The organism is Curtobacterium sp. MCJR17_020, assembly GCF_003234365.2.
Taxonomy (GTDB): Bacteria; Actinomycetota; Actinomycetes; order Actinomycetales; family Microbacteriaceae; genus Curtobacterium.
In genome coordinates, this window is the sequence record NZ_CP126260.1 from 2,246,146 (window position 1) to 2,271,102 (window position 24,957).

The window sequence follows — 24,957 nt, forward strand, 5'->3', positions numbered from 1 at the left end:
CGCCGCAGCGACTACCCGAACAGGTTCACGGGCCGAACGATGTCGGCGTAGATCAGCAGCGCGCTCATCCCCGCCAGCAGCACCACGACGATCATCGTGAGCGGCATCGTCTTGGCCAGGTCGATGGGGCCCGGGTCCGCCTTGCCGACGAGCGTGAAGGACCGTCGCTTGATCGCCTCCCACAGGGCGCCGGCGATGTGCCCGCCGTCGAGCGGCAGCAGCGGCACCATGTTCAGCACGAACAGGCCGATGTTCAGCGAGGCCAGCAGCCCGAGGATCGTGTACGCCTTGTCGACCACCGGCACGCCGCTCATCGACGAGACCTCGCCGATCGCTCGGCCGACACCGACGACCGACACGGGGCTGTCCTGCGACCGCTCCTGCGCGCCGAACGCCGCGTTCCAGACGGCGACCAGTCGCTGCGGCAGGTCGATGATGAGGTGCGCCGACGCGGCGATCTGCGCACCCGTCGCGGGCAGGACCTCGGCCGGCGACTGCCGCACGAGCGACTGCCCGATGCTGACGCCGACGACGCCGACCCGCTGGGTCTTCGTGGTGCCGTCGTCGTTCGTGACGACCTTGCCCTCGGCGTCGTAGACGTCGCGGGTGGCGGTCGTCGGGGTGATCTCGAGCGTCTTCCGGGCACCGTCGCGCTCGACGACGACCGTCACCTGCTCGCCGGCCGACTTCTGGAAGACCTCGGAGACGCGCGCGATGGTCGGGTCCTGCTCACCGTTCACCGAGAGCACGACGTCGCCGGATGCGATGCCGGCCTGCTTCGCCGGCGACTCCGCATCGCCCGACGTGCACTCGGTCGTCTGGCTGGTCGGCAGGACGCAGTCGACGCTCGACGTGAACGTCGTGGTCGGCGACCCGAAGCCGCACAGCAGCACGCCGAACAGCACGATCCCGATCACCAGGTTCATCGCCGGGCCCGCGACCATCACGATGATGCGCTTCCACGGGGTCAGTCGGTAGAAGGCGCGGGAGTCGTCGCCGCCGGAGTCCGCGATCTGCTCGGCGCTGGCCTGGCGGGCGTCCTGCACGAACGCGCCGTACATGCCGGTGTTCGTGATCGCACTCGGGCGGCCGGAGGCACGCGGCTTGAGCATGCCGACCATCGAGATGTAGCCGCCGAGCAGGATCGGGCGGATGCCGTACTCGGTCTCACCCCGCTTGAACGACCACATGGCCTTGCCGAACCCCAGCGAGTACTGCGTCACCTTGACGTTGAACAGCTTCGCGAAGGACAGGTGCCCCAGCTCGTGGAGTCCGATCGAGACCAGCAGGCCGATGATGAAGACGACCACGCCGAGGACGAAGAGCAGGACGGATTCGACGGTCACCGGGAAAGGGTACGGGACGCTTGCCATGACGGAGCCGAGCGCCGTCTGAGAGGTGGGACGGGCCTCTCCCCACCAGCACGGCCGTCCCGCCGCTGGCGCGTCGCGCCGGAACCGGCGGTGTGGGCCCAGTCCGTCACGTGGTGACCAAGCGACGGACGGGAGGCGCGACCCGCGTCAGTGGGACAGCGCGCGGTCCGCCGCGGCGCGGGCCCAGTGCTCCGCCGCCAGCACGCCGTCGAGTGACGGCTCCCCCGCCACGTGCTCGTCGACGACGCGCTCGACCGTGTCGACGATGTCGAGGAACCCGATGGCGCCCGCGTGGAACGCGGCCACGGCCTGCTCGTTCGCCGCGTTGAACACGGCCGGGAAGGTCCCGCCGAGCTCACCGACACGCTTGGCGAGCGCGACCGCGCCGAACGCGTCGGTGTCGAGCGGCTCGAAGGTCCAGGTGCTCGCCGTGGTCCAGTCGAGCGGCACGCCGACCCCGGGCACGCGGTCCGGCCACGCCAAGCCGAGCGCGATCGGCAGACGCATGTCCGGCGGCGAGGCCTGCGCGATGGTGGAGCCGTCGACGAACTCGACCATCGAGTGCACGATCGACTGCGCGTGCACCGTGACGTCGATGCGGTCGTACGGCACACCGAAGAGCAGGTGGGCCTCGATGACCTCGAGGCCCTTGTTGACGAGCGTGGCGGAGTTCGTCGTGACGACGAGTCCCATGTCCCACGTCGGGTGCGCCAGCGCCTGCGCCGGGGTGACGTCGCGGAGCTGCTCGCGGGTGCGGCCGCGGAACGGACCGCCGCTCGCCGTCAGGACGAGCCGCTGCACCTCGGTGTCGGCACCGGAGCGGAGCGCCTGCGCGATCGCCGAGTGCTCACTGTCCACGGGGACGATCTGGCCCGGCGCTGCGGCCTGCTGCACCAGGGAACCGCCCACGATGAGGCTCTCCTTGTTGGCGAGCGCCAGGGTCGCACCGGTCTCGAGCACCGCCAGCGTCGGCCCGAGGCCGACCGACCCCGTGATGCCGTTCAGGACGACGTCGGCCTCGACGCTGCGGACGAGCCGCTCGGAGTCCTGCGCCCCGAACGCCGTGTCGCGCACGCCGAACCGCGCGGCCTGTTCGGCGACCAGGGCCCGGTTGCTGCCGGCGGTCAGTCCGACGACCTCGAACCGGTCGGGGTTGCGGGCGACGACGTCGAGCGCCTGCGTGCCGATCGAGCCGGTACTGCCGAGGACGACGAAGCGGCGCCGGGCCATGGTCAGCCCTTCGCGAGGATGTCGACCACGAAGACGAGCGTGGCGTTCTTCGGGATGCCCGACCCCTCCTGCGGGTTCGCGCCGTAGGCGTCCTCCGGCGTGGCGACGATCAGCACCTGGGAGCCGACCTTCTGGCCGACGAGCCCGGTGACGAAGCCCTTGATGAGTGCGCTCTCGGAGACCGTGAAGGTCGTCGGGGCGCCCTTCGACCACGAGGAGTCGAACTCCTTGCCGGTGCTGTAGACGACGCCCTTGTACTGCACCAGGGCGGTGTCGCCGTCGGCGATGGACGCGCCGTCACCCTGCTTGAGGACCTCGACGGTCGTCTTGGTCGGGGCCTTCACGCCGTCGGGGATCGTGATCTCCGGCTCGCCGGACGCCTTGTCCTCGACCGTCGGCAGGCCGGGGTCCTGGTCCTGCGGGGTGCCGCTCGCCTTGGTGGGGGTCTGCGCGACGACGTCCGCGACCACGACGATCTCGCCACCGGTGTTGAAGCCGAGCGCCGAGGACTGCCCCACCGCTGCCACACGGTCGCCCACCTTCGAGCAGGCGAGCAGGGCGCCGAAGCCCGATCCACCGACGGACAGGACCTGCGGGTTGCCCTCGTCGAAGCCGACCGTGCCGAGCTTCTTGGCGTCCTTGGCCTCGTAGACCGTGTACGACACCTGGGCGTAGTCGCCCTCGTCCAACGACGCGCCCTTGCCCGAGACGAGCTTCGTGGCCTGCGGCGTCTTCGCCGACAGACCGGCCGCGAACTTGACCGTCGGGGCCTTCGCGCCGCCGAACGAGCCGGTCGCCCGGATCGAGTCAGAGGCCTTGCCGGGGTCGGGGCAGGACGTGATCGCCGAGGCGGTCGCGCTGGCGGTCGGGGTCGGCGAGGCCGTGGACCCGTCCGAACCGGAGCCGGAGCATGCGGCGAGTCCCAGCACGACGGCGGGGACGAGGGCGATCGGGAGCAGGCGCAGACGCTTCACGGAAACCTAGTCTGCCCCACCCGCTGAAGAGTCCCCTGCCAATGTCGCAGCACGGACGACGGTCTGGGCCTCGTGGTGCACCGGGAACGACACCGACCGGGCGATGAAGCAGAGCTGGTCGGCCGTGGCGTGCGCGGCTTCGGCCTCGGCCACCCGGTCGGCCTCGAGGATCGTCACGACCGGGTGCAGCGTCGCCCCGGTGAGCTCGCCCGAGCCGTCGCGGTTCAGGTTCAGCGACGCCGTCGCCGTGTCGCGGTAGTCGACGACGGTGAAGCCCTGGGTCACCGCGACGTGCAGGTAGCTGAGCATGTGGCACTGGGCCAACGCCGCGACGACGAGTTCCTCCGGGTTCCAGCGGTCGCGGTCACCGCGGAACGTGGGGTCGGCGGAGCCGGGCACGTCGGGTTTGCCGACCGCCGAGACGACGTGGTCGCGGCCGTAGTCGCGGTAGCCGGAGGTACCGGTGCCGCGGTCTCCCGTCCAGCTGACGGAGACCTCGTAGGTGTGGTCCTGCACGGGTGCTGCCCCTTCGTCGGCGTCACTGGCGGTCGTCCGCCCTGGCTAGCATGGCGGCATGACGGTGAGCCACGAAGTCCGCACTGATCGCCATCCTCTCACCGCCGACGGGTCGGTCGAACTCGCGGTCCTCGACCGGTCCGGGTTCGACGAGAGCCGGCACATCGGCGCCGGGGTCGTGGTCGACTCCGCGGGTGCCGTGGTCGACTCGGTCGGCGACGTCGCCGCCAGCATCTACCCGCGCTCGACGATGAAGCCGTTCCAGGCCCTGGCCGTCCGCGGCGCCGGTGCCCTGTTCTCCGACGAGGAACTCGTCCTCACCACCGCGAGCCACGCCGGTACCGCCGCGCACCAGGCCCTCGCGCTGCACATGCTCGAGTCGTTCGACCACGTCGAGGCCGACCTCGGGTGTCCGCCGGACATGCCCTTCGACCGAGCGACCGGCCGGACGATGGACGGCCCCCGGCGCCTGGCGATGAACTGCTCGGGCAAGCACGCCGGCATGCTCGCCGCGTGCCGCGTCAACGGGTGGGACGAGGCGACGTACCTGGACATCGAGCACCCGATGCAGCAGCGCGTCCGCTCGGTGGTCGAGGAGTACACCCACGAGACGGTCGACCTGGTGGGCACCGACGGCTGCGGCGCTCCCGTCTTCCCGCTCACGCTGACCGGACTGGCACGCGGGTTCGCCGGCGTCGTCGCCCGTGCCGACGACGACTCCGCGGCGCTGACCGACGCCGTCCTGGCGCACCCGTGGGCGATCGACGGGGTCGGGCGGGCCAACACCGTCACGATCGAGCGGCTGCAGGTCCTGGCGAAGCTCGGTGCCGAGGGCGTCATGGTGATGGGGCTGCCCGGTGGGGCCGCGGTCGCGGTGAAGGTGCTGGACGGGTCGCAGCGTGCGGGCACCCTCGCAGCGCTGACCCTGCTGCAGCGGAACGGGCTGGTGGGTGCCGACGGCGTGGCCGATGTCCTGGCGGCGACGGGTGAGCAGGTGCTCGGCGGTGGTGTGCCGGTCGGCGCGGTCCGGGTCGGCGCCGGCCTGCGCTGAGGCAATCACCCGACGAGCTCCGGCCGTACCGGTAGTACCGGGAGCACCGGTCTGAGCGTCACACCGCGTCGGTCGGGTGGGCGACGGACGGTGCAGCCGTAGCGGGTGACCTCGACCGCGGCGTCCCACAGCCGTGGCATCGCGCCGAGGCCCGGGACGAGCACGACCGTGCCGCTCGGACGTCCGGAGCGGTCGAGGCGAGCGAGCACCGCCGTGCCGTCGGGCAGCGTCGTACCGTCGGGCAGCGCCGGACCGTCGCCAGCGGGGGTTCCGAGTCTGCCGGCTGCGCGGAGGTCGTCCCACGGGTCGGCGGTGGCGCGGAGCTGCTCGGCGATCGCCCGGAACACCGCGGCGGCGAGTGCCCCGGTGCCGACGACCACGACGTGACCGGTCGTGTCGGTCTCCCACGGGACACCGTCCGGGCCGTGGCCGAGCAGGAGCCGTCCGGGTGCGCTCGGACAGAGGGGCTCGATCGCCGCTGCGGCGTCGGCGCCGGACAGCGACTCCGGTTCGCGGGGCCCGCCTGCGCCGGAGCGGTGCAGCAGGACGTCGAGCACCGCGCAGCACCCGGCGGCTGCGAACACCACCGCACGGGAGGCGCCGTCGAGGGGCGCGAACACCCCGGCGAGGACGAGCACGACGGCGGTCCCGACCAGGACGCACCGAGCAGCGAACGGGGTCATGCCTCCATCGCAGCAGGACGGCGGCGTCTCCGGGGCGCCGACGACCGATCTGTGGAGAACTCCGAGCGCTACTGCACGAGGAAGAACTGCTCGCCGATGTCCACCCGAGCCCCGCGCTCCACGCGGTACCGACGGCCGGGCTCGCAGCGACGGATCGAACCGTCGATGTGGCGGACGACGGTGCCGTTGCCGGAGAACCGGTCGGACACCCACAGGTCGTCACCGTCGCGGCCGAGCTCGAGGTGGGTCTTCGACACCGACTTGCCCGGGTCGTGGACGGTCAGCAGGTCGTCGTAGCGCTCCCCCGGCTGCGGACGCGGCAGACGACCGAGCAGGCCGGTGCCGTGCACCCCGAACCGCTCACCCGTGCTGAAGTGCAGCAGGAACGGCGCACGCGTCGGGGTCTTCGAGACGATGCGGGTCTCGTCGACGTCCTCGTCGAGCTCGTCGGCGTCCGCGCTGGCCGCGGGACGGTCCGACGGCGGGAACGGGAGCTCCGGTGCCGCCCCGGGGATCGGAGGCAGCGGCGCGGCGAGCGGGGTGTGCGGGGCCTGCTCGGGCGGAGCCCAGGACCGTTCGGTGTCCTGCGGTGCTCCGTGCGGTGCCGCGTTCTCGAACCCGGACGGCTCGGTCGGCTCGGTCACCGGCGCCGCGTGTGCGCCGCGAGGACGCCCACCCGGGCGCGAGGCCTCGCTGTCCGGCAGGGCCGACTCGTCGTCGGCGGCGGTCTCGTCGGCCACGGCCTCGACGAACCCGTTCCCGTCGGACCCGGTCTCGCCGGACCCGGTCTGGTCGCTCGTGACCTGGTCGTCCGCGGTCGCGTCGGCCGGGATCTCGTCGTCCGGCACGTCTGTCGACGACGACCCGCCGGCTCCGGCCGACTCCACACCGGAGTGCTCGGTCGCCCAGTCCGGACGCGCCATCGGCAGCGGTACGACCGGTCCGGTGAACGCGGCGGTCACGGCGGGGCGGACTGCTCCGCACTCGCCGCAGAAGATGTCGTCGGGCTCGAGGCGGTTGCCGCAGACGTGGCAGATGGTCGTGGCGTGCATGCCCGGTGTCACGAGCGGCGCGGGCCGCGGCGGTCGGCGGTCGATCAGGGGCTCGACGACGGCGGTGTCCCCCGGCTGCGGCGGCGAGACGACGGGCACGGCTGCGGTCGATTGTTCGAGCGCTCCGTCCTGCACGGGCTCGCCGGAGCGGGTGGACGTCGTGTCGTCAGCACCGTCGGTCTCGGCGTGCACGGCTGCGTCGTCCGTCGCGTGCGAGGACGCCTCGGTGTCGCGGGGCGTGTCACGGAGCGTGTCGTCAGTGCTCGCCGGCGCACTCGGGACCGGCGGGACGACGGGAGCGGACTCGGCTCCGGACGCGGCCTGCGCGGCCTCGGTGGAGGCACCGCGGCCGACCCACCAGGACGGCCCTGCCGGCGCCGCGGACGGGGCCGGAGCGACCGGCGGCGCCCACACGGGCGCCGGCGCCTCGTCAGCGGCCGGCGCGGTCACGGGACGGTCCTCGACGGGAGCCAACCGGGTCCGCTCGGGGTCGTCGGCGAGGGCGTCGGCGGGCTCGGAGCGGTAGGCGTCCGGGTCCAGGGGCGGTTCGTCCTGGGCGGGGACGGCGTCGGGCTGCGCGGCCGCGTTCGACCAGTCGCCGAGGCCGGAACCCGCTCCGTGCACATGCGACGGTGCCTCGCGCGGGGCGAGGTCGTCGGGGCGTTGGACGGGCACCGCGGCCGGGGGTTCGGTGCTGCGGCGGTCGGCACCGGTCAGCCACGCGCGGGTGGCGGGGTCGAGGGTCGACTCGGGCAACCACGCGTCGGCCGCAGGGTCGGACCGACGTCCGTGGGAGTCGGGCTGCTGCAGGGGCGGTGGCGGCGCCTGCTCGACGGGGGTCGGAGCGACCGGCCGGCGGCTCGCTCCGGCGGTCACCGCGCGTCCGCACTCACCGCAGAAGATCGCCCCCTCCGGGAGCATCGATCCACAGTGTTCGCATCTGATCACGGTCTGCCTCTGTCCTCACTCGGCCGTCCACGACGCTCGTCAGGCCTCCGGCCATCGTAGTCACCGCGTCTCGCCGAGCCCTGACCGGTGGTCCCGCGCGGCCGTTCGGGTCCGCGCAGGGACCGGAGCGACACGGCGGTGCGGAACCGCTCACGGCGCGTCCGACCGGCGCGCAGGGTGCCCACCGCGTCGTCCGTCGCCGACCACATCCGGTCGGCGGCGGCTTGGTCGACGTCGCTCGGTCCGAACACCGCCCGGTCGGCGAGGGCGGCCAGTCCGGTCCCGCCCTCACCCGGAGCACCGGCCACGGTCTCGCGTCGTGTGGCCGACCCGGCCACGTCGTGCCCACGGTCGAGGAGCGCATCGCGGTACTCGTCCCAGGCCCCGACGATGCGACCGCGCGGCGTCGGAGCACGACGGCGCCGTCGGCGGCGGACCCGCTTCAGCAGGACGATCACCCCGAACGGCAGGAGCACGAGGGCGATCAGCCCCAGTGCACCGAGCACCCACGGCAGCGCTGCGAGCAGGATCTGCAACCACAGCGGCTGCACGGGCGGCGTGTTCCGGTCGCTCTGTGGCGGCGCCTGCTGGTCCTGGTCCTGCTGGTCGACGGGAGGCGGCGGCACGACGGTCTCGGGACGGGTCACCGGCTGCGGCGTCTGCTGCTGCTCGTTCGGGATCTCGCGGACACTCGGGTTCGGGTTGAGCATCACCCACCCCCACTGCGCGGTGTCGACCTCGATGCGCGCAGTGACGTCCGAGCCGCGGAACGTCGTGGTGCCCCCGCTCGCCGACGCCCCGCCGGACCCCGAGTCGCCGCCCGCGGTGAAGCCCATGACCACCCGTGCCGGGAACCCGAGCTCGTCGGCCATCAGCGCAGCGGCGGCGGCGTACTGCTCCTGGTCGCCGATCATCAGCGGCGACGTCAGGAGCTCCTGGATGCGGTCGGCGCCGTGCCCCGAACGGCTCATCCGGTCGTCACCGACGCCGTGGCTGACGTACCCGTTGCGCTTGAGCGCCTGGATCACCGCGACGAGCTTCGCACCCGACGTCGCATCGGCGTCGGTCGTCGCCTCGACCGTCTCGCGGACGGCGTCCGGCACGTCGCGAGCCGTCGGGACCGCGGCACTGCCAGGGCGGGCGGCCGCGAGCTGCTCGTCCGTCGGCTGGTCGGGGACCACGGCGGTCAGGTCGTAGGAAGTGCCTTCGCGGACACCGCCGACCACGGCGCCCGTCTGCGTCGAGCCGTTGTAGAAGAAGGACCCGCGCTCGTCGTCGGCGTCGGTCCCGGTGAAGTCGACGCGCTCCAGGTCCCCCACCGTCGGCAGCCAGACCCCGCTGTAGCCGTCGACGGTCACCCCCACGCGCACCCTGGTGCCGTCCACGCCACGGACGTCGACCGACGTCGGCACGCGCTCGAACGTGCCCGACGACGAGGAGCCGTCCGACCCGCCGACGCGGTAGACCACGCCGTCGTAGGTGTCGAGCGTCGCGATGCGCACGAACCCGTTCTCCGGCAGACCGGTGACCCGGAGCTGTGCGGTATCCGCCGCGCTCTGTTCCTCGTACGCGCGGAAGCCGCTCAACGGGCTGACGTAGTCACGCGGGTCGAACGGTTTGACGACGTCCGTCCGGGCCACGGTGCGCTCGTTGGCCGGTGGCGCGACCAGCCCGAGACCCGTGGCGACGACGGCTGCCGCGACGATCGTCCCCGTGCCGACGAGGGCGGGGCGCACGACGGACCGAGCGATCGGCACCGACGACCCGATCGTGGTCGCCACGGCGACCGCTCGACGTGCGTGCCGCACCGTCAGCGCCCACACGAGCGCGACGGCGACGAGCACGACGGCCGTCACGATCGACGTGTCCAGCCGGCTCGGCCCGACGACCACCCCGATCGCGAACAGCACCAGTGCCGGGATGCTCGCGAGTTCCTGCCTGGAGGCCCGGGTCGCCACGCTCACGGCCGTCACCGTGGCGACGAGGAGCGTCACGAAGTACGGCACGAGGAGCGCCTCGTACGAGCCGACCGGCAGGCTGATGGTCACCAGCTGCTTCCACCCCAGCGCGACACCGGCGAACAGCGCGAGCAGGCCCGGGCCCGTCGGCAGGATCCCGTTGGCCTGACCGGGCACGGCGGCGGGCACACCGGCGAGCGTGAACGCCGCCACCGTCGCGATCGCCACCACGACCAGCGGCAGCCGCAGGACCGCACCGATGAGGGCGACGAGGGTGCCGAACACGATCGCGGTCACCGCCGCGACGATCATCGAGTCGTCGCGGTACACCGGCCACCACGACACACTCGCCACCGCGAGCAGGAGCCACACGACGAGGGTCCCGCCGGCCAGACGGAACGGCACGAGCCGCCGGGCATCGCGGCGATCGGAACGCCGGGTCGACCGACGGGCACGCTCCGCGGGCGGCGTCGGGGTGGCCACCGCAGGGGCGCTCACGCGGCGGCCGATCGGTGCAGGGCGTGCCGGAGGTCGTCCAGGTAGCCGATGGTCATCACGGTCAGGCCCGCGACCCGCAGGAACCGTGGCTGCGCTTCGGGCTCGCAGATCACCGCGACGACCTCGACCCCCACGGGGAAGCGCGTCGCCGCGAGCCGGAGCGCCGGCAGTCCGATCGTCGAACCGACGACCAGGAACGCCACCGAGATGCCCTCGGTGTCACTGCCGACGATCCGGGAGACCTCGGCGATGGGCAGGCAGGCATCGGCGAGTCCGACCGAGGCGAAGTCGTCGAGCAGTCGCGTCGGGGTGACCGTCGGCAGGGTCCGCACCGCGTAGACGGCACGCTTCGCGAACTCCGGGGTGCGTTCCGACACCACGACCGAGACCTCCCGGCCGTCGCGGATCGCACGGGCACCGAGCGAGGCCGCAGCGCTCACCGCGAGCTCGAACTCCTCGTCGTCCCCGAACTCCGACCGGGCGATGCCGAGCGCCACGACCAGGTGCGAGCGACGCGTGTCCTCGAACTGGCGCACCATCAGCGCGCCCGACTTCGCCGTCGACTTCCAGTGGATGGTGCGGGGGTCGTCACCGGGCATGTACTCGCGGATGGCGTGGAACGCGATGTCGGCCGGCGACAGGTCGGTGGTCGCCTGCCCCTCGAGGTCGCGCACGAGCCCGGTGCTCGTCGACGGGATCGCGATCGTGCGCGGGTGCACGATGACCTGTTCGCGTGCGGTCCAGACGACCTCGCGACGGACGAGACCGACGGGGTCGGCGCGGACGCCGGTGACCGGACCCACGTCGAGCACGCCGCGGCGCACGGTCGGTACGGGCACCAGCTGCTCGAACGTGCCGTGCGCGCCGATCGCCGGGATCGCGACGTCGACGAGACCCGGGCCGACCGGCACCTCGACCGTCGTCGGAACGGAGGGCAGACGCGTCGGGTTCTCCGCCGTGACCACCACGCCGGCCTCGTCGCCGACAGCCACTCGGTGCTGCGGCAGGCGCATCCGGATCACCAGCCGCGTGCGGCCGATGAGCGCGATCGCCGCGACGACGACCAGCACCGCTCCCGCGAACCCGACGACGACGATCTCGCGCAGGCCGAACCGGTAGCCGGCCACGAACGCGACGAGCGTGAGGGCCGCGACCGTCCACCCGAGCCCGGTGACGACGGACGAGACCTCGCCCCAGGAACGCTTGACGAGCCTCCAGGCCGTTGCCCAGACCCGGACGATCCCGACGACCGCATCCGCTGCGACGCCCTCGCGGTCACCGACGATCCGTGAGCGGACGTTGGTCAGGCCGGCGACCGTCCCCGTGCGCTCGTACGCCGTCGTCCCGCGACGCGACCGCGTCGAGGACGGACGGCGTGAGCGCGTGGAGACGGGCCGGCGGTCCGTCACGTCGTGACTCGGTCGGCCGGCGGCGGCGTCTCCACCAGCAGCTGTGCGATGACGCTCGGCGCGCTGACACCGTCGAACTCCGCCTCGGCGTCGAGCACCAGGCGGTGCGCGAGCACCGGGACGGCGAGGGCCTTGACGTCGTCAGGCGTGACGTAGTGGCGGCCGCTCAGCGCCGCGAGCACGCGTGCCGATCGGATGAGGCCCATCGCGCCGCGGACGCTGACGCCCAGGCGGACCTCACTGGCCGAACGGGTCGCGTCGACCAACCGTGTGACGTAGTCGGCGATGACGGCGTCGACGTGCACCGTGCGGGCCAGCGCGGCCATCTCGGTGATCGTCGCCGCGGGCACGACGCTCGCGAGCGGAACCGATGCCGACGGAGCCGACGAGGTCTCGAGGATCTTCACGGTGGCGGCGTGGTCCGGGTAGCCGATCGAGGTCTTCATGAGGAACCGGTCGAGCTGCGCCTCGGGCAGACGGTACGTGCCGGCCTGCTCGATCGGGTTCTGCGTCGCGATGACCATGAAGGGGGCCGCCAGGCGGTGGTTCACGCCGTCGACCGTGATCGCCGACTCCTCCATCGCCTCGAGCAGGGCAGACTGCGTCTTCGGGCTCGCACGGTTGATCTCGTCGGCGAGGACGATGTTCGCGAAGACCGGTCCGCGGTGGAAGTCGAACTCCTGCGTGCGCTGGTCGTAGACACTGATGCCGGTGATGTCGCCGGGCAGCAGGTCGGGGGTGAACTGGATGCGGTTCGTCGTCCCCTGCACGCTCTGCGCCATCGCCCGCGCCAGGCTCGTCTTGCCCGTGCCGGGGACGTCCTCGAGGAGCAGGTGCCCCTCACTGAGCATCGCCGTCACCGCGAGGCGGATCACGAACGTCTTCCCGAGGAGCACCTGCTCGACGTTGGTCACGATGCGGCCTGCGACGTCGGCGAACCAGGTGGCCTGCTCCGGGGTCATGCTCATGCGTGGTCGTTCCTCGTTCTCGGGGATGGCGGTGTGTGCAGCGTACGGTCCGTGGGCCGCGGAACCGGGTCAGCCGGGCGCGGGTTCCGGATCGGGCTCGCCCGGAACGGGCTGCTCCGGCTCGGGGTCCGGCTCCGGCGCCGCTGCGATCGGGAACGCATCGGTCACGGCGTCGGACTTCTGCGAGCTCGAGCCGTCCGTCGCGGTGACCGTCGCTCGGACCTTGACGGAGCTCGCGCCGAGTGGCGGAGTCGGCGCGGTCTCCCCGGCGTTCCAGCTGTCCGTCCCGCGGAAGATGTTGCCGTCCTCGTCGAAGTACCAGTACGCGGTGTAGCGCACCGAGATCCCGGAGCCGCTCGGCCCCGTGACCGCGATCGCCTGCCCCTGCTGGGCAGCGGTCACCGAGAGGTTCGAGTCGAGGGCCGTGGCGTTGCCCGTCCACGACTGGTCGTCGGACGTGCAGAACGTGCTGCCCGGTCCGCCGCAGGCACGCAGGAGCATCTGCGCGGAAACGTTGCGCGCTCCGGACCCCGGCACGCCTGTCCAGGTCTGGCCCGGCTGCAGGCTGATCGGCTGCCCGCCGGTCTCGAGCTGGTAGTGGTGCGCGTTCCGCGAGGGAGCCGTGACGCTGACGTTCCAGAGGTTCGTCCCGACCTGCACGACGTCGACGGACGGTCGTCCGGTCCCCGTGGGACGTTCGTACGTCACCGCGTCCGTGTACTCGACGTTGCAGAAGTAGCCGTTCGACACGGTCACGGCGTACCGCGTCGACCCGCCGCCGACGCCGTCGTCGCGCGTCGGGCTCGACGAACCGATCGAGCCGGACGGGTTGGCAGCGCAGTCGACGTTGCCCGAGCGGAACACCCCGTACCGCAGTCCGGACCCGCCTGCCGCGTCGGGAGCACCCCAGGTCACGGTCACGGTCGACTTCCCCGAAGAGTCCGCCTGCTCACCGGCGACGGCTCGGACGTTCGTCGGCTTGCCGGGCGTCCCGACGGCCGTGCCCGTGGCCGATACCGAGTTCCACTGCACGACGGTGCCGTTGCGGTCGGCGTCGTTCCGGGCCGAGATCGTCACCTTGTACTGCGCGGCGCTCTGGGCTCCGGTGAACGAGGTGCTCGTCGCCGTGCCGGTGTGCCGGGTGCCGGACAGCCCCGGTCCCTCGATGGTCACGATGTAGTCGTCGACCGCGCTGCCCCGGTTCGGAGCGGGAACGGCCTTCCACACGACGTCGAGCTGGTTCGGCGTCGACCCGCTCGGTGTGACGGTGATGCCCTTCGGCGGCGCCGGCACGTAGTCGGCGCTGATCGGGGCCGAGCTGCCCGACGGCTTCGAGTCGCCGATCGCGTTCGTGGCGATGACCTGGAAGCGGTACGACGCCTTCGGGTCGAGGCCCGTCAGGGTGCAGACCGTGGCGGTGCCGCAGTTCTTCGCGACGCCGTTCGTGCCGATGACGCGGTACCCGGTGATGGGCGAGTTGTTGCCCTGCGGGGTCGACCAGGTCAGCGTGGCCTGGCCGCCGTCGTAGGACCCGGTCCGGGTGGGCGTGCCGGGGGCGTCGGGGACGTCCTGCACCGAGATCGTCACGTCGCCCCACACGTAGCGGTCCGGGTCGTTCGTGGCGTCGGCGACCTGGTACTGCAGGTGGGCGTCCACCGGTTTGGCGCTGTCGGAGACGCGGACCTGCAGACGGGTGCGGTCGCCGCTCGGGGTCACGGAGACGCCGCTCGGCAGCCCGCCGGACAGACCACGGATGTTCACGACGCGCAGCCGCTGTCCGGGGAACGGGTTCGTCGGCTGGTCGTTCGTCAGGACGTCGATGGTGGTCGTCGCACCGCGCTTGGTGATCGACCGGTCGGCGCCGGGTTGCACGAGCGGACGCGTCGAGGCCACGACCCCGACGGTCACGGTGCCGGCACGACCGGCGTTCGCGTCGTCCTGCACCCCGATGCCGATCGACGCCGTGGTGTTCTTCTTCGCGGTGTCGGCGACCGTGATGGTCAGCTGCTGCTTGGAGATCGTGGCGGTGGTGCCGGCCGCCGGACGGCCGACGACGGAGTATCGCAGCTCCGGCAGGTCCTTCGGGTACGGGTAGTCGGTGAGCTTCGTCAGGTCGACGGTGCGCGTCTCGCCGGGCTGCATCTCGACCGCCGAGCCGGTGAACGCCGGCGGCTGGTTCGACCGCGGCGTCACGGTGACCGGGAGCACGAGCGTCGCGACCCGGCCCTTCCCGCCGTCGGCCGCGGAACCGTCCGTGACCTCGAACGAGATGGACGCGTTGCCGTAGTACAGCTTCGACGAGGTGAACTGCAGGGTCGACGAGTCGACGACCAGGCTCTGGCCGTTCGCGTGCGTCGCCTTCACCGTGCCGCGGTCCGTGATCTTCGCCGTCTGGCCGTTCGCGGTCACGACGTAGTCCTCGAGCGGGATCCGGACCGTGGCCTCGCTCTTCACGGTGACGGCACCGGCCGAGCGGTTGATCTGCGGCAGGGCGTCGTCGAACCCGGGGACGTTGATGAAGCCGTAGGACACGATGTCGGGGTGGTCGACCCGTGCGACCGAGAACGGGATGACCTGGGACTCGTCGGTGAGCCGGACCGTGATCCGGCCGTCGTCGGTGAGCCGTGCGGTGTCGCCGTAGCCGTCGACGATCCCGACCTGCAGGTCGGCAGCGGTGCCCTCGGCGAAGAAGACGTTCTCGAGCACGTCGACGGTCACGCTCTCGCGCCGCAGGATGTCCTGCAGGTCCAGGGTGGTGTCGTCGACCTCGGGGCGGAGGGGCTGCGCGTCCGGGTCGACCGTGACGGTGAGGAACGCGGTGCTCGATCCCCCGCTGGCGTTCGCCACCGTGTAGAGCACGGCGTAGTCGCCCGACTTCGCGGTCTTCGGGGGTGTGACCCGGATCTGCTGCTTCCGCAGGATCTTCGCCGACACGTCGTCGGCGGTGGGCTCGGCCGCCGACACGGTGAGCTGGCCGCCCTCCGGGTCGGAGTCGTTCTGCAGCACCCGCACGGTCACCGACCCGCCGGGGCGGATGGTCACGTGGTCGGCCTCGGCGACGGGGTTCGACGCCTGTTCGGCCCGGGGGGCGATGCCCACGCGGACGGTACCGGTGGCACGTGCGCCCAGGGCGTCGACCACCGTGTAGGTGAACTCGTCGGTGCCGGCCGAGTAGTCGCCCGCCTCGTAGGTCAGCGCGTCGGACGCGACGTCGGTGACGGAGCCCTTGTCCGGGTTCGACCCGACGCCGACGAGCTGTACCGAGTCGCCGTCGGGGTCGATCCCGTTCAGCGGCACCGAGATCCGCACCGACGAACCGGCCACGACCCGGGCGGTCACGGTCTGCGGGACCGGCGGGTTGTTGGTCGCGGCGTCCCGTTCGCGCACCGAGATCGAGACGGCGGCGTCGGCGTACTGGCCGTCCGGACCGGCGACCCGGTAGACGGCGGTGTAGTTGCCGGGGGTCTTCGGCGCGAGGTAGCGCAGGTGGTCGCCCGAGGCGAACAGCAGACCGCCGTCGCCGGGCACGTTCTGCACGAGCTCGGGCTCGAGGGTCAGGGGCTCGCCTTCGGGCTGGGTGTCGTTGTCGAGCACGTCGATGTTCGCGACGTCGCCGACCCGGACGGTCGCGCTGTCGGGCTGGGCGACGGGCGGCTGGATCCGGTCGGGCTTGGGGATCTCGACGACGGTGATCGTGCCGGTGGACGACGCCAGGCCGTTCGTCTCGGTGTAGCCGAACGACACCGGCCCGTCGAGCGGTGCGGTCAGCGTGACGCGCACGGTGTGCTGGTCGAGGATGCTCGCCTGGACCCCGCTGCCCCGCACCGGTCCGTCGAGGGCGGTGACGAGCAGCACCCCGCCCGCCGGGTCGATGTCGGTCGCGGTGACGTCGGTGTCCTTGCTCGACAGCGTGTTGACGAAGACCGTCTTCGGGGTCGTGATGGGCGCGGTCGAGGCGTCCGGCGGCGCGAGGATCGTGACGCGGACGATGCCGCTCGACGTCTTCACACCGTCGGTCACGGTGTACTCGAGCTGGTGGTCGCCGGCACTCGCACCCTGCACCCGGAACGTGCCCGCGTCGTAGCTCGGGGTGACCGTCAGCCCCGCCGACGACGACACACTCGTGAGGGTCACGGTGCCGTTGCCGCCGCGGACGTGGTCGAGCGGCTCCACCGTGAAGGCCTTGCCGGCGTAGCCCTGCACCGGGAACGGGTCGGCACGCAGCGGCACACTCCCCTGCTTCGCCACGCGCACGGTCACCGAGCCACGGCCGTCGGCGCGTCCGTCGCTCACGACGAGCTGGACGGCACGGTCGCCCGTGCGGCCGCTGTCCGCACGGAAGTCGAGCAGGCCGTCCGGGGTGGTCGACACCCGGTCGCCGTCCGAGGCGGTCGCGGACTTCAGGTACACCGGGTCGCCGTCGGGGTCGACCCAGTCGCCGAGCACGCTGCTGACGACGTGTCCGTTCTGCACCACGTCCGCCGAGGTGTCACGCACCTGCCGCGGGGCCTCGTTCTGCGATTCCGGCCGCACCGTGACGCTGACGGTCGCGGTGTCCGATCCGCCGTTGCCGTCGGTGATCGTGTACGGGAAGGTCACGGTGCCGGTCGCGCGCGACGACAGCGTGACCTGCAGCCGTTGGCCGTCGGCGACGATGGCGACGCGGCCGGCGGACTCCGAGATGGACCCGACCTCGCTCACGATGATCGGGTCACCGTTCGGGTCGTAGTCGTTGAGCAGGACCGGGAGGCTCGTGGTGCGTCCCGGACGAGCGCCCAGGTCGTCGTCCACCGCCACCGGCGGCTTCTGGTCCTTGTCGACCTCGGGGTCGTCGTCGGAGACCTGCTCCTGCTGCTGCTCGTCGTCCTGCTTGATGAGGTCGGCCCAGTTGTCGATGAGCTGGCCGCTGCGGTCGATCGCCCAGGAACGACCGCTCGACGGGTCGTTGGCGACGACGGTCTGCCCGTTGTGCAGGATCTGCATCGTGCTGGTCCCGCCGGTGCTCGCGAGCCGCTGGAGCGCGTTGCCGTCGCAGGTGTCGATCGCCTGGCCACCGGCCCACGCCGCGTAGGTGCAGGACCCGTCGACGTAGGGGCGCGCCGCACGTCCGGACACCTGGAGCGCGGTGGCGTCGACGGACCCCGAGGCGCTGACCCGGACGAGTCCGGCGGTGCCTGCGACGGTGACGTCGGACGAGGTGTCCGACGATCGCTGGAGCGCGGGTGACGCGCCGACCCGGTCGCCGAGCTCCACGGTGCGGCCGTCGATCGACAGGGCACCGTTGGTGCGGTCGAGCACGGCCAGGTGGCCGTCGAAGGTCGCGACCTGGAAGTCGTCGGTGCGGTCCATGTCGACCTTCCACCGCTGGTCGACGGACAACGTCGACCCGACGTCGACGAGCGATGCCGTGCCGGTCTTCGCCGAGTACACCGCGACGTGTCCGTCCGAGGCGTCGAAGACGGTGTCCGCTCCGAGCGTCAGGTCGGCCTTGGTCGAGGCGTCGAACTCGGCGAGGTCGGCCGCGGGCGTCGCCCACAGCTCGCCGGTGTCCTGGTTGCCGATCACCGCGGTGTCCCCCGCGAAGAAGACCTGGGGTGTCCCCGCGGGCAGGGTCACGGCGTCGCCGACGGTGGCGTCGGCGACGTCGACCTTGGCCACGGTCCCCTTGGTCTGGTCGACGCTGTACACCATGGACCCGCGCTGCAGCACGGCAAGGTCGTCGCTCGCGGTCTCGACGGCGGTGTTCAGCTGGAGGACCCCGGTGTTGGCCCGGCCGACCGCTCCGTACTCGGCGGAGGGCACCCAGACGGTGCCGTCCCCGAGGTCGACGCGCTGCGTGTGGTAGCCGGTCGAGACGATCGCGGTCGTCGCGACGACCGCGGCGACCAGGACGGAGACCCCGGTGGTGACGGCGGCGGATCGGTGCTTCGCGACGAGCGCGCGGATCACCCGGTGCTCCCGACGGTCGCGCACTTCTGCGCGCTCGCTGCACCGGTCTTGCCGTCGCGGTTGACCGCGACCGCGATGCACTCCTCGTCGCCGCGTTCCCCGGAGACGACGAACGTGGTGCCGGTCTGCTGGCTGGACGCGCCGTTCGACGAGATGACGTAGGTGTCGCCGCTCTTCAGACCCGGGTCAGCCCACGAGAACGACACCGCCTGCGCCGAGGGCTGTGCGCGGACGTCCGCCACCACGGGGATCGCTCCGGCGCCGAGTCGCCCGACGACGACCACGGTCGCGATGGCGAGGGCGGCGACCACGACGACGGCGAGGGACGTCGCCCAGACGAGCGTCGACCGGGTGCGTCGGCGCGCACGTGTGACCGATCCGGTGCGGTGGACGGTGCCGACGCTCTGTGAACCACCGGCGACGACGCCGCCCTGGACCGCGCGGCGTCTGCGGCGACGGGCGCCGACCCGCGACGGCGGCTGGAGCTCGCGGATCATGGTCCGGTCGCCCTCCGGGGTCGGGGTCGCGATGGCCCACGCCTCGACCGCGACGTCGGCCGCGGTCTGCGGGATCCCGAGCTCGGCCTCGACCTGCTGGAACCCGCGCACGAGTTCGAGCACGGTCGTCGGGCGCGACGGCACCTTGCGGGACAGCGCGGTGGCGAGCAGGCGCTCGAGCGACGGTGGGACGTCGGTCCGACCGGTGGGCTTGACGCCGCCCTTGTCGATCCGGCTCATCAGGTCGCTCGCACCGTTCTTGCCGCCCCGGACCTCGAACGGGCTGCGGCCGGCGAGCAGGGAGTACACGGTGGCGGCGAGGGAGTACACCTCGGACTGGATCGTGCCGCGGGACTCGTCGATCAGGACCTCGGGCGCCGACCACGGGATCGACATGCCGATGGGCTCGTCCGGGTCGGTCCCGCCGATGGTGGCCGCGATGCCGAAGTCGGAGAGCACGGGGTTGCCGTACGCCGTGAGCAGGATGTTCGACGGCTTGATGTCACGGTGGAGCACGCCTTCGCGGTGCGCGGTCTCGAGGGCGGACCCGATCCGGACACCGATCGAGAGCACCTCGGACACCGGGATCGGCTCACGCCGGTACCGCTCGCTGAGCGACGAGGAGCACAGCTCCATCACGAGGTACGGACGTCCGTCGGCCGCGACGCTCGCCTGGAACACCGTCAGGATCGACGGGTGGGTGCTGAGCCGAGCCATCAGGTTGGCCTCGGCCTGGAACATCTGCCGGACGCGGTCGTCGACGACCTCGTCGAGCAGGACCTTCACCGCGACCTGACGACGCGGCATGTCCTGCTCGTAGAGGAAGACGTCGGCGAAGCCACCGGAACCGAGGACGTGCACGGGGCTGAAGCCGCCGATCACGGGCGGGTTGGACGGCAGGCGACGCGCCATCGCTATCTCCTCCCCGGCCGAGCGGCCAACTCTCTCGTCGTGGCACAGTCATTGTACGAAGCGCCGGTGACCGTCGATCCGCACACCGACCGCCTGTGGACGGGCGCACTCCCCCAGTTCGGGGGGTCATGTGCCGGCGGTCAGTGCCGCGGCAGGGTGTCCTCGAGGTCGCCGTCGTCCGGGGCGGCATCGACCTGGAGCACCACGACGGTGACGTTGTCGCGGCCGCCGGCGACGACCGCGTCGCCGACGAGGCGTTCGGCGAGTCCCTGCGCACCGGCTTCTCGAGCCGCGATGCGCGCGATGCCGGCGTCGCCGAGCTCCTTCGTCAGGCCGTCGGAGCAGACGATGTACCGGTCGCCCGCGCGGAGCGGCAGGGTCCACCAGTCGGGCGCCGGCGGTTCGCCGAAGCCGACCGCGCGGGTGATGACGTTGCTGTCCGGGTGCTGTTCGGCGTCCTCGGCCCGCAGCAACCCGGCGTCGACCATCTCCTGCACCACGGAGTGGTCCACGGTGACGCGGCGCAGCACGCCGTCCTCGATCCGGTAGGTCCGGGAGTCGCCGACGTTGAAGACGAGGGCCGCCGGCTGGCCGAGCGACGCGACCAGGGCGATGCCGGTGACGGTCGTGCCCGCTCCGATCGCGTTGCCGCCAGCTGCGCGCTCGATGTCGGCCGTGGCGAGCAGCAGCGCCCGCTGGATGCCCTGCCGCGTGGTGAAGGACTCCTGCGTCACCTGCTCGAGTCGACGCACGACGGCGTCGCTCGCGCGGTCGCCGGCGAGGTGTCCACCCATGCCGTCGGCGACGACGAAGAACGGCGCCCCGACGATGTAGCTGTCCTCGTTGTGGTCACGGCGACGACCGACATCGGTCGCGGCTCCCCACGAGAGCGTCAGGGTGGCGCCGTCGGCACCGGGGACGTCGATGGCGTGCGCAGTCGCTGCTCGGCCGAGTTCGGTCACGTTTCAGGATCGCTCTCTGGGGGGTCGGGGCGTGCCGTGTGCTGTCTGGTCAGTGGGCCACGGGGGAACCGGTGGGAACCCGTCCGCCGTCGGTGCGACCCGGAGGTACGGCGAGAGGACCTCGATGGCGTTGCCGTCACCGACCTCGACTACCGTACCCGTCAGCGCGACGATCGACGCACCCGATGCCATGCGGTACACCGGCGCGCCGGCCGGTCGGACGACGGTGCCGTTCGTGGACCGCAGGTCCTGCACCACCACGGCTTCGCCCTCGGCGTGGATGCGGACGTGCGAGGACGACACCTGCCCGTTGGCGGACCGCACGGTCACGAGTTCCGGTTCGGCGCCGCTGGTGATCCGCGGCAGCGACGGACGCCGTCCGATGACGACCGGGTGGTCCAGACGGAAGGTGCGGTCGCCGATGCGGATCGACGGCACGCGCGCCGCGGGCGCGGCAGGGGCGGACGGGAGGCCCGTGGCGGCTCCGGCGGGCACGCTCGGTCCGGCGGCGCTCCGGACACGGGCGCGGACGACCGTGTCCTCCGGATCGGCTCCGTCGTCGGCAGGGTCGTCGGCACGGTTGCCGACCGGCTCGGACGGCTCCGTGGGCGGTCGGATGACGGTGTCGCCGAGCACGTCGTCGAAGCGATCGCCGCCGGCACCGCGGGGTCGCCGGATGACGGTGTCCTCGATGTCGTCGTCGCGCAACCGGAGCCCTTCGGATGTGGTGTCCTCCACCGTAGACGATCCGGTCGACACGTCACACCGCACCGACGGCTGTCCGCACCGGTCACGATCGGTGCCGGTCACGACGGGGTCCGGCCCACGTCGGCGTACTGCCGGCCAGGACCGACCGCAGGACCAGACCGGCGAGCGGGTCGTCAGCACGGGTCTCGAGGGCGTAGCGCGCCCGTGTCTCGGCGCGGGCCCACGACCCGAGCGCCCACGCGCACCAGGCCCCGAGTGCGAGCGCACCCGCGGCTCCGGCCGTACTGTCCACCTGACCACCCTCGGCGCGCCAGACCCGCCAGGCCTCGGCACACCGATCGCCGGCCGTGCGCAGACGAGCGCGGTCCGGTTCCGGTCCGAGGCCGTGCAACGCCGGCGGCGTCGGGTCGTCGAACGGGTCGAACCCCCGGATGGCCCGCGGATCCGGCTGGTCTCGCGCGGCGAGGAACGGGATGAGCGCCATGCGGGTGGACAGCGCACCGCAGGCGGTGACGATGGCGATCGCGCCGACGCGGGAGCCAGCGCCGACGCCGGACGTGACCAGCGCTGCGGCCGCTGCCGGGAGGGTGACCGCCGCCGCGATCTCGCGAGGGAACCGGACTGCGGTGTGGTCGGGGGTGTGTGCCGTCGAGGGGATCATGCACGCCATCGAAGCGTGATCCGGGCCTCCAGTCAGGCACGAACCGACCACCTGTGGACAGCAGCGCCCCGGCCCATCCTGTGGAGGACGGACCGGGGCGATGGTCAGACGGTGACGGGTTCCAGGCTCTCGGCGACCAGGTCCCAGCCGGAGTCGCTGCGTTCGACCACGACGCCGTGCGCGGCGGCCCAGTCGACCAGGTCGTCCATGGTCGCGACGACCGCTCCGGTGCGCGCGAGCAGCGCGACCAGTCGGCCCTTGGCCGTCTTGTTCCAGTGGTTCAACGCCCGCCGCCGACCGGAGCCGTCGATGCTCACGACGCGCGGGGCGACCGCGTCCGGGACGGGACCGAGCTGCCGGTAACCCTCGGACCGGAGATCGAGCACCAGGCCGTCCGCCCGTGCGACCAGGACCCGGGACGAGGCTGCGGGCCAGTGCGACGCCAGCCGGACCGTCCCGAGCCGGGAGTCGTGCGACAGGCGGTACGCCGGGATCGGGTCACCAGCACCGATCGGTCCGAACATGGCCGACTGCACGACCACGTGGTCGTGCCACCACGCCCGCGTCGACGCGTCAGCGGTCTGCGCGCCGAGGGGGTCGTAGAGCACCCCCGTGTACCGCTCGATCGCCGGCATCGTGCCCGACGTGTCGAGCTCGAGGTTGCGGAACCGTTCGGCGATCGACTTCGGGCCGAGCTTCAGAGCCGTCCTGGCCGAGGACTCCTCGGAACTGACAGAGCGGGCCGCGGTGATCACCGCGGCCCGCTCTTCGGCCAGTTCCGGGAACGAGAGTGCACGCAGATCGAGCGTGCGGCTCGTGTCCCCACCCTCCCGCTTCGTCTCCGAAGGCGGGAGGAGGACGGTCAGTCCGGTCAGGACGCCAGCGCGGCCTGCCGCGCGACGATCGTCACCGTGTCGTGCTCCACCGACAGGAAGCCGTCTTCGGCGTCGACCGCGACGGTCGACCCATCGGCCCGCGTGATGCGGACCTGACCCTGCGCGAGGATCGCGAGCATCGGCTCGTGTCCCGCGAGGATGCCGATCTGGCCCTCTGTCGTGCGTGCGACGACCATGGTGGTGTCGCCCGACCAGACCTCACGGTCGGCCGAGACGACGCTCACGCTGAGACCCGCCATGTCAGCGGTTCTCCTTCTGGATCTGTGCCCACTTCTCTTCCACGTCGTTGATGCCACCGACGTTGAAGAACGCCTGCGTCGCAACGTGGTCGAACTCGCCGTCGGCGATGGCGCGGAAGGACTCGATGGTGTCCTTGAGCGGCACCGTGGAGCCCTCGACGCCCGTGAACTTCTTCGCCATGTACGTGTTCTGCGAGAGGAACTGCTGGATACGACGAGCGCGCTCGACCGTGATCTTGTCCTCTTCGGAGAGCTCGTCGACACCGAGGATGGCGATGATCTCCTGCAGTTCCTTGTTCTTCTGGAGGATCTGCTTGACGCGCGTGGCCGTCTCGTAGTGGTCGGCGCCCAGGTACCGCGGGTCCATGATCCGCGACGTCGAGGTCAGCGGGTCGATCGCGGGGTAGAGACCCTGCGACGCGATCTCACGCGAGAGCTCGGTGGTCGCGTCGAGGTGCGCGAACGTGGTGGCCGGAGCCGGGTCGGTGTAGTCGTCAGCCGGCACGTAGATCGCCTGCAGCGAGGTGATCGAGTGACCACGCGTCGAGGTGATGCGCTCCTGCAGCACACCCATCTCGTCGGCGAGGTTGGGCTGGTAGCCCACGGCGGACGGCATGCGACCGAGCAGCGTCGAGACCTCGGAGCCGGCCTGCGTGAAGCGGAAGATGTTGTCGATGAAGAGGAGCACGTCCTGCTTCTGGACATCGCGGAAGTACTCCGCCATCGTCAGCGCCGACAGGGCCACGCGGAGACGCGTTCCCGGCGGCTCGTCCATCTGGCCGAACACGAGGGCCGTCTTGTCGAAGACCCCCGCCTCTTCCATCTCACCGATGAGGTCGTTGCCCTCACGGGTGCGCTCACCGACACCGGCGAACACCGACACACCGCCGTGGTCCTGCGCAACGCGCTGGATCATCTCCTGGATGAGGACCGTCTTGCCGACGCCCGCACCACCGAAGAGGCCGATCTTGCCACCCTGCACGTACGGGGTGAGGAGGTCGATGGACTTGATGCCGGTCTCGAACATCGAGGTCTTCGACTCGAGCTGGTCGAAGGCCGGGGCCTTGCGGTGGATCGGCCAGCGCTCGGTGATCTCGAGCTTCTCGTCCGTGTTGAGCACGTTCCCGAGGACGTCGAAGACCTTGCCCTTGGTGACGTCGCCGACGGGGACCGAGATCGGAGCGCCCGAGTCACGGACCTCCTGGCCACGGACCAGGCCGTCGGTCGGCTTCAGGGAGATGGCACGGACCAGGTCGTCGCCCAGGTGCTGGGCGACCTCGAGGCCGATCTCCTGCGACGAGTCACCGATGGTGATGGTCGTGAACAGGAGGTTGTACATCTCCGGGATTGCGTCGTGGGGGAACTCGATGTCGACGACGGGACCCGTGACACGGGCGATCCGGCCGACACCGGGCGCCGACGACGTCTCGACCGCGGTGGTTGCGGTGTCGGTCATGGCTGGTGCCTTCCTGA

The 24,957-nt window shown here is 71.9% G+C and carries 18 protein-coding genes; 1 reads left to right on the top strand and 17 read right to left on the bottom strand.

From position 1 onward, the window contains the following. Positions 1 to 11 precede the first annotated feature (11 nt). The 4 genes from DEJ14_RS10605 to DEJ14_RS10620 all read right to left on the bottom strand — a co-directional run bounded on the left by DEJ14_RS10605 (position 12) and on the right by DEJ14_RS10620 (position 4,093). Complete coding sequence (locus DEJ14_RS10605) at positions 12 to 1,346, bottom strand: M50 family metallopeptidase (RefSeq protein ID WP_181437389.1); 1,335 nt, start codon at positions 1,344 to 1,346, stop codon at positions 12 to 14. Between the two features lie 174 nt (positions 1,347 to 1,520). Then, positions 1,521 to 2,603 carry a 1-deoxy-D-xylulose-5-phosphate reductoisomerase gene (gene dxr / locus DEJ14_RS10610; protein ID WP_111083885.1) on the bottom strand — a complete coding sequence of 361 codons (1,083 nt, stop codon included), beginning with the start codon at positions 2,601 to 2,603 and terminating at the stop codon, positions 1,521 to 1,523. Between the two features lie 2 nt (positions 2,604 to 2,605). Next, positions 2,606 to 3,577, bottom strand: a complete 972-nt coding sequence (locus DEJ14_RS10615) for an FKBP-type peptidyl-prolyl cis-trans isomerase (protein ID WP_111083884.1) — start codon at positions 3,575 to 3,577, stop codon at positions 2,606 to 2,608. A gap of 6 nt (positions 3,578 to 3,583) precedes the next feature. Beyond that, on the bottom strand, positions 3,584 to 4,093 hold the full coding sequence (locus tag DEJ14_RS10620; RefSeq protein ID WP_111083883.1) for an OsmC family protein: 510 nt from the start codon (positions 4,091 to 4,093) through the stop codon (positions 3,584 to 3,586). 58 nt (positions 4,094 to 4,151) lie between these two features. Between DEJ14_RS10620 and DEJ14_RS10625 the strand changes: the two genes are divergently transcribed. Continuing rightward, complete coding sequence (locus tag DEJ14_RS10625; protein ID WP_111083882.1) at positions 4,152 to 5,144, top strand: asparaginase; 993 nt, start codon at positions 4,152 to 4,154, stop codon at positions 5,142 to 5,144. Positions 5,145 to 5,149: 5 nt separating this feature from the next. On the opposite strand, the gene DEJ14_RS10630 is transcribed toward DEJ14_RS10625, so the two are convergent. The 13 genes from DEJ14_RS10630 to atpD all read right to left on the bottom strand — a co-directional run bounded on the left by DEJ14_RS10630 (position 5,150) and on the right by atpD (position 24,940). Next, on the bottom strand, positions 5,150 to 5,827 hold the full coding sequence (locus DEJ14_RS10630) for a hypothetical protein (RefSeq protein WP_111083881.1): 678 nt from the start codon (positions 5,825 to 5,827) through the stop codon (positions 5,150 to 5,152). A 68-nt stretch (positions 5,828 to 5,895) separates the two neighbouring features. Then, on the bottom strand, positions 5,896 to 7,755 hold the full coding sequence (locus DEJ14_RS10635; protein ID WP_146249670.1) for an FHA domain-containing protein: 1,860 nt from the start codon (positions 7,753 to 7,755) through the stop codon (positions 5,896 to 5,898). Between the two features lie 68 nt (positions 7,756 to 7,823). Next, positions 7,824 to 10,283, bottom strand: coding sequence for a transglutaminaseTgpA domain-containing protein (locus DEJ14_RS10640; RefSeq protein ID WP_146249669.1), 2,460 nt, complete (start codon positions 10,281 to 10,283; stop codon positions 7,824 to 7,826). Further along, positions 10,280 to 11,692: a DUF58 domain-containing protein gene (locus DEJ14_RS10645; protein ID WP_111083878.1), complete on the bottom strand. Its 1,413-nt coding sequence runs from the start codon at positions 11,690 to 11,692 to the stop codon at positions 10,280 to 10,282. Before DEJ14_RS10645 ends, DEJ14_RS10640 begins: the two co-directional genes overlap by 4 nt. Further along, positions 11,689 to 12,660, bottom strand: a complete 972-nt coding sequence (locus tag DEJ14_RS10650; protein WP_111083877.1) for an AAA family ATPase — start codon at positions 12,658 to 12,660, stop codon at positions 11,689 to 11,691. The genes DEJ14_RS10645 and DEJ14_RS10650 overlap by 4 nt, the downstream gene beginning before the upstream one ends. Positions 12,661 to 12,729: 69 nt before the next feature. Next, on the bottom strand, positions 12,730 to 18,609 hold the full coding sequence (locus tag DEJ14_RS10655; RefSeq protein ID WP_146249668.1) for an Ig-like domain-containing protein: 5,880 nt from the start codon (positions 18,607 to 18,609) through the stop codon (positions 12,730 to 12,732). Further along, complete coding sequence (locus DEJ14_RS10660; RefSeq protein WP_111083875.1) at positions 18,606 to 20,018, bottom strand: serine/threonine-protein kinase; 1,413 nt, start codon at positions 20,016 to 20,018, stop codon at positions 18,606 to 18,608. Before DEJ14_RS10660 ends, DEJ14_RS10655 begins: the two co-directional genes overlap by 4 nt. Positions 20,019 to 20,158: 140 nt before the next feature. Continuing rightward, on the bottom strand, positions 20,159 to 20,980 hold the full coding sequence (locus DEJ14_RS10665) for a PP2C family protein-serine/threonine phosphatase (RefSeq protein WP_111083874.1): 822 nt from the start codon (positions 20,978 to 20,980) through the stop codon (positions 20,159 to 20,161). A gap of 3 nt (positions 20,981 to 20,983) precedes the next feature. Then, positions 20,984 to 21,718: an FHA domain-containing protein gene (locus DEJ14_RS10670; protein WP_258373157.1), complete on the bottom strand. Its 735-nt coding sequence runs from the start codon at positions 21,716 to 21,718 to the stop codon at positions 20,984 to 20,986. A 52-nt stretch (positions 21,719 to 21,770) separates the two neighbouring features. After that, positions 21,771 to 22,349: a hypothetical protein gene (locus tag DEJ14_RS10675; protein ID WP_258373156.1), complete on the bottom strand. Its 579-nt coding sequence runs from the start codon at positions 22,347 to 22,349 to the stop codon at positions 21,771 to 21,773. A gap of 104 nt (positions 22,350 to 22,453) precedes the next feature. Then, positions 22,454 to 23,224: a YaaA family protein gene (locus DEJ14_RS10680; RefSeq protein ID WP_349775267.1), complete on the bottom strand. Its 771-nt coding sequence runs from the start codon at positions 23,222 to 23,224 to the stop codon at positions 22,454 to 22,456. Then, positions 23,221 to 23,484, bottom strand: a complete 264-nt coding sequence (locus tag DEJ14_RS10685; protein ID WP_027465776.1) for a F0F1 ATP synthase subunit epsilon — start codon at positions 23,482 to 23,484, stop codon at positions 23,221 to 23,223. Before DEJ14_RS10685 ends, DEJ14_RS10680 begins: the two co-directional genes overlap by 4 nt. A gap of 1 nt (position 23,485) precedes the next feature. Further along, positions 23,486 to 24,940: a F0F1 ATP synthase subunit beta gene (gene atpD, locus DEJ14_RS10690; RefSeq protein WP_065959250.1), complete on the bottom strand. Its 1,455-nt coding sequence runs from the start codon at positions 24,938 to 24,940 to the stop codon at positions 23,486 to 23,488. Positions 24,941 to 24,957: the final 17 nt, after the last annotated feature.

Excerpts from the sequence above, each read along its gene's own strand:
- dxr (WP_111083885.1), bottom strand. The coding sequence starts at position 2,603 with ATGGCCCGGCGCCGCTTCGTCGTCCTCGGCAGTACCGGCTCGATCGGC.
- DEJ14_RS10625 (WP_111083882.1), top strand. The coding sequence starts at position 4,152 with ATGACGGTGAGCCACGAAGTCCGCACTGATCGCCATCCTCTCACCGCC.
- DEJ14_RS10630 (WP_111083881.1), bottom strand. The coding sequence starts at position 5,827 with ATGACCCCGTTCGCTGCTCGGTGCGTCCTGGTCGGGACCGCCGTCGTG.
- DEJ14_RS10650 (WP_111083877.1), bottom strand. The coding sequence starts at position 12,660 with ATGAGCATGACCCCGGAGCAGGCCACCTGGTTCGCCGACGTCGCAGGC.
- DEJ14_RS10660 (WP_111083875.1), bottom strand. The coding sequence starts at position 20,018 with ATGGCGCGTCGCCTGCCGTCCAACCCGCCCGTGATCGGCGGCTTCAGC.
- DEJ14_RS10675 (WP_258373156.1), bottom strand. The coding sequence starts at position 22,349 with ATGATCCCCTCGACGGCACACACCCCCGACCACACCGCAGTCCGGTTC.
- DEJ14_RS10685 (WP_027465776.1), bottom strand. The coding sequence starts at position 23,484 with ATGGCGGGTCTCAGCGTGAGCGTCGTCTCGGCCGACCGTGAGGTCTGG.
- atpD (WP_065959250.1), bottom strand. The coding sequence starts at position 24,940 with ATGACCGACACCGCAACCACCGCGGTCGAGACGTCGTCGGCGCCCGGT.